This is a genomic window from Rhodopseudomonas sp. BR0C11 (assembly GCF_010820945.1).
Lineage (GTDB): Bacteria > Pseudomonadota > Alphaproteobacteria > Rhizobiales > Xanthobacteraceae > Rhodopseudomonas > Rhodopseudomonas palustris_H.
This window is the reverse complement of sequence record NZ_QTKI01000363.1, coordinates 1-4,995: the sequence shown is the minus strand read 5'-3', so window position 1 is coordinate 4,995 and position 4,995 is coordinate 1. Positions and strand designations below refer to the sequence as shown.

At 66.3% G+C, this 4,995-nt stretch carries 4 protein-coding genes; 1 reads left to right on the top strand and 3 read right to left on the bottom strand.

The genetic code is table 11. The annotated features are described in order from the left end of the window. Positions 1 to 361 precede the first annotated feature (361 nt). Positions 362 to 925: a nitroreductase family protein gene (locus DYI24_RS21110; RefSeq protein ID WP_164573717.1), complete on the top strand. Its 564-nt coding sequence runs from the start codon at positions 362 to 364 to the stop codon at positions 923 to 925. Positions 926 to 971: 46 nt separating this feature from the next. Here DYI24_RS21110 and DYI24_RS21105 read toward each other — a convergent pair whose 3' ends face one another. The 3 genes from DYI24_RS21105 to DYI24_RS21100 form a co-directional block, all read right to left on the bottom strand. Further along, on the bottom strand, positions 972 to 2,363 hold the full coding sequence (locus tag DYI24_RS21105; RefSeq protein ID WP_246701332.1) for an amidohydrolase: 1,392 nt from the start codon (positions 2,361 to 2,363) through the stop codon (positions 972 to 974). Next, positions 2,312 to 2,833, bottom strand: a complete 522-nt coding sequence (locus tag DYI24_RS28385) for a hypothetical protein (RefSeq protein ID WP_246701331.1) — start codon at positions 2,831 to 2,833, stop codon at positions 2,312 to 2,314. The genes DYI24_RS21105 and DYI24_RS28385 overlap by 52 nt, the downstream gene beginning before the upstream one ends. Positions 2,834 to 2,927: 94 nt before the next feature. Further along, positions 2,928 to 4,995, bottom strand: a 2,068-nt coding sequence (locus tag DYI24_RS21100) for a putative bifunctional diguanylate cyclase/phosphodiesterase (protein ID WP_164573716.1), incomplete at its 5' end; no start/stop codon positions are given.

Below are 4,995 nucleotides of genomic sequence, written 5' to 3'. Positions count from 1 at the left end.
GTCGGTGGACTTGGCCGAATCCGCCTTGGTCACGTGCATATACGGCGTCAGCCCGAGGCCTTGGCGGTCGGTGATATTCATGATGTGCCCCCACTCCAAATCCGTCCGAGTGGTGGGATTGCAAACTTCGCGCCACAAAGAAGCCTTGCCGATCAATGCGATCGTGAAACGCGCGGGCCGGAAAGACGGCGACAATTGCCGAGGCCGGCAAGCTTTTCCTATGCCGAAGGTCGATTCCGCGGCTGATGCATTTGGTACGGTTCTGATCGAACCTCGTGCCGACATGCGGTAGATTGCCCGCCGACGCGCGCGCCTTGCGGATCACGCCTGCGGGCGGCGCTGGACCTGATGGAGAACAGCCATTTCCGACCCTATCGAATTCTTCAAGACCCGCCGCTCGGTGAAGCCGCGCGAGATGACCGGGCCCGGCCCGACCCCGGACGAGTTGGAAACCATCCTGACGATCGGCGCGCGGGTGCCGGACCACGGCAAGATCGCGCCGTGGCGGTTCATCGTGTTCGAAGGCGACGCGCGCGCCCGTGCCGGCGAAGTGATCGGCGCGGTGTTCGCCCGCAAGCATCCCGAAGCGACCGCCGAGCAGATCGCTGCCGAGAAGGGCCGGCTGTCGGAAGCGCCGCTGGTGATCGCGGTGGTGTCGTCACCCAAGCCGCATCCCAAGGTGCCGGTGTGGGAGCAGGAATTGTCGGCCGGCGCGAGCTGCATGAACATCGTCTCGGCCGCGACCGCGCTCGGTTACGGCGCCAACTGGCTGACCGGCTGGATCGCGTTCGATCCCGAAGTGCTGAGCGGCCTCGGCCTGCGCGGCGACGAGAAGCTCGCCGGCTTCATCCACATCGGCACGCGGTCCAAGGACATCGAAGACCGGCCGCGACCGGAGCTGAACGCGATCGTGACGCGGTTCTAAGCATGCCCGGCTGCGGTCCGCTGAGCGCGCCGCAGCCGCCTGCGCGCTAAGCGCGGACGACCGGAAATACCCGGCCTTCGAACACCGTGCCCCAGATCGGCACGTCCTTGAGCTGCTCCGGCGGCACCGCGTACGGGTCCTGCTCGAGCACGGTGAAATTGGCGATCTTGCCCGGCGCGATGCTGCCGAGCTGGTCTTCGTGGCGCCAGGAATACGCCGCCTCGATCGTGATCGCGCGTAGCGCCGCATCGACCGACACCCGCTGCTCGGGACCGGCGACACGCCCGGACGGCGTCAGCCGGTTGACGCCGCACCACGCCAGATACAAGGGCGCGCTCGGCGCCATCGGCAGGTCGGAGTGGTAGGAGAGCGGCACGCCCTGATCGAGCACCGACTTGGCCCGAACCATCGCGTCCGCCCGCTCCGGCCCCAACCCCACCGCGCTGTATTTGTCCGCAAAGCCGGTCGTGTAGTACGGGTTTGCGCTGACCAGCGCACCGAGCCGCTTGATCCGTGCGACCTGATCTTCGGTCGAGTTGGCGAAATGCACGATCACGCTGCGATGATCGGTGCGCGGATGCTCGGCGTTCAGCTTCTCCAGAATGTCGAGCAGCTTCTCCAGCCCCAAATCGCCGTTGACGTGGGTGTGGATTTGGTAGCCGGCATTCCAGAACAGCCGGGCGCGGCGCTCCAGCTCGTCCGGCGGAATGATCCATTCGCCCTGGTGGCCGTCGAGATAGCCGTCTTTCATCTGCATCAGCTGGGAGATGATGGCGCCGTCGGCGAACAGCTTGATCTGGCCGGGGAAGAACATCAGCTTGCGGCCCGGTGCCTCCGGCGCCACCGCGATCTGCTCCTCCACCGCATCGAGCGCACCGTCGAGCCCGACCCGGTCGACGATGCCGCGTCCGTCGGCGATGAAGGTCGAATACATCGGCGTCTCGGGCGCGCCGAGGATTTGCTCGTACAGCTTCCACATGTCCGGCGTGTACAGCGCGCCCGGCTCCATATAGGCGGTGACGCCGTTGGCGTGCAGATAACTCACCATCTGCTTTAGCCCGAAGGCCAGCCGCTCCGGCGTCGCCAGCACCTTGAGCATCGGCGTGATCATCAGATTCAGGCCGTCTTCCCAGAAATGGCCCTCGCGCCAGTTGGCCTGGGTGCTCGCCCTGCCCTGGTTCTGCGTCATCGCCTCGGTGAGGCCGAGTGCCGCCAGTGCCGGGGTGTTCAGATAGAATTCGTGGCAGGAGCGATGCCACACCGCGATCGGCCGGGTCGGATTGATGGCGTCGAGCGCGGCGCGGTCGAGCTTACCGTGCCACAGCGCGTGATAGCCCCATGTCAGCAGCCAGGCGTCGGGCTTATCAAGCTTGGCGTCGGCCGCCTTCAGCCGTCGGCGCTGCCGGCCGCCTTGTGGGTGCCGCCGGGCAGTACCCAATCCTCCGGCGCGATCACCTCGACCGCCAGCGTCAGCGCGCCGAGCACCGGATGCAGATGCTGATCAATCAGCCCCGGCATCACGATCTTGCCCGCAAAGGTCTCATCCACGGTGAACGGCCGACTACCCAGCGCCGCCTTGACCTGATCGAGCGACCCGGCCGCGACGATCCGCTTGCTGGCAACGGCGACCGCGGTCGCTTCCGGCGCGCCGCGCTCCATCGTGATGAACTTCTTGGCCGTGAAGATCGTCACCGGCTGCGCTGCGCCGGCCGCCTGATCACTACCGAGCCCGCTCGCCAGCCGCGCATTGATACCACCGTCGGCCTTTGCCGACTTGGATACCACCGCCTCAGCCACGAACGGCACGCCCGCGCTCAGCGCGACAGCGCCCTTCAGGACCTTGCGTCGCGACGGCAGCGACAGCGAGCGAACGGCGAATTGAAAACCGGGATTGCAGGCAATGCACATCGCGCGTGCTCCAGGACCGAAGCAGTTAGTTGTCCTGCAAACAGCTTAGCACGCGAGTCGGGAACTCAGCGCCCCGGACCTTGGTCGCGCCTCGTCACGCCGCCTGTGAGGCCTGGCGCCCGAACCGCATCAGCAGCCCGCAAATCTCCGAGGCCGGCCGCGCCGGGCTGAACAGGAAGCCCTGCACCTCGTGGCAGCCCTCGGCGCGGAGCACATCGAGCTGTTCAACGCTCTCGACGCCTTCGGCCAGCGTGGTGATGTCGAGGCTGCGGCCGAGCCCGGCGATCGCACGCACGATCGCAAGGCAGTCTGGTCGCTGCGTCAGATCCTTCACGAACGAGCGGTCGATCTTGATCTTGTCGAACGGGAAGCTGCGCAGATAGCTGAGCGAGGAGTAGCCGGTGCCGAAATCGTCCATCGAGATCCGCACGCCCAGGCTGCGGAGCTGATGCAGCGTGGCGAGATTGGCCTCGCTGTCGGCGAGAAACAACGACTCGGTGATTTCGAGTTCGAGCCGGTGCGGTACCAGGCTCGACTGCGCCAGCGCCGAAATCACCACCTGCACCAGGTTGCGGCTGCGGAATTGCACCGGCGACAGATTGACCGCGACTTTGACGTCGGACGGCCAGGACGAAGCCTCGAGGCACGCCTGCCGCAGCACCCATTCGCCGAGGCCGACAATCAGGCCGATGTCCTCTGCGACCGGGATGAAGTCGGACGGCGAGATCATGCCGCGCTCGGGATGGCGCCAGCGCAGCAGCGTTTCGAAGCCGCCGATGCGGTCTTCGGCAAGATCGATCAGCGGCTGATAGTGCAGCTCGAATTCGCCGCGCGCGAACGCCTGCCGCAGGTCGAGCTCCATGTCGCGGCGGATCTGCGCCTGGCGGTCCATCTCCTTCTCGAAGAAATGGTGGCAGCCGCCGCCCGCAGCCTTGGCGCGGTACAGCGCCATGTCGGCATTGCGCGACAGCGCCTCGCATTCGTCGCCGTCGGATGGCGCCAGTGCGAGGCCGATCGAGGCACCGATCACCACTTCGAGCCCGTCCATGTCGTAGGGCGCGCTCAGTATCTCGATCAGCCGCGCCGCGAAGCTGCTGGCCTCGTTCGGGGTCGCCAGCGAGGTCAGCACGATCGCAAATTCGTCGCCGCCGAGCCGCGCCACCAGATCGCCGTCGCCGATCTGCTGCCGCAGCCGTTCGGCGACGCATTGCAGCAGCCGGTCGCCCATCGGATGGCCGAACGAGTCGTTGACGTTCTTGAACAGATCGAGGTCGACGCACATCACCGCGACCATGGTGCCGCTGCCGCGGGCCTGCGCCAGCGCCTGCTCCAGCCGCTGCTGATACAGCGCGCGGTTCGGCAGATTGGTCAGTCCGTCGTGATGCGCCATGTGGGCGATCTTGGCCTCGGCCTTGCGGCGCTCGGTGATGTCGACCACCGCGACCAGGAAGCCGTCACGGCCGTCGAACACCACGCGGCGGCCGAAGGTCAGCACGTGGATCTCGGAGCCGTCGGCTTTGACGTGTCGCCAATTGCCTTCGGACTGATAGCTGTCGCGCATCTCCAGCAGCGTCTGGCCGTGCGCGATCCACTCTTCGCGCGGCCAGATCTCGCGCAGCGACATCCGCACAAACCGCTCGCGCGGATAGCCGTAATGCGCCACCGCGGCGTCGTTGACGCTGAGGAATTCGAAGGTCTGGGCGTCGAACACCCACATCGGCATCGGATTGCCGTCGAACAACAGACGGAACGACTCCTCGCGCTTCTTCAGCGAGGTGACGTCGGAGATGGTGACGGAAACGACGTCGCCGAACGCGGTGGCGCTGAGGCTGAGATTGCGGTCGCCGCTGTCGACCGCAAAGGTGATGCTGGCGTCGGAGTCGACCAGCTCGATCAGGCGATCGGCGACCTCGGCGCGGCACAGCAAATGATGCCCCACCGACAGCCGGCTCCAGCGCAGTTCGGACACCGAGTGCCGCAGCAGCTGCGAGGCGCCCTGGTTGACGTGGACAATCTGGAAATCGAACGGCCGGCGATCGGGGCCGCGGATCGCGGTCAGCGCGACGATGCCGTCGTCGGTCGAGGAGAAGATCGCGTCGAGCAGATTGTAGCGCTGCGCCTCTTCATTGACGTAGACGCCGACCAGTGTACCGCCCCAGCGC

Coding starts and splice junctions, on each gene's coding strand:
- DYI24_RS28385 (WP_246701331.1), bottom strand. CDS start 2,833: ATGTGCATTGCCTGCAATCCCGGTTTTCAATTCGCCGTTCGCTCGCTG.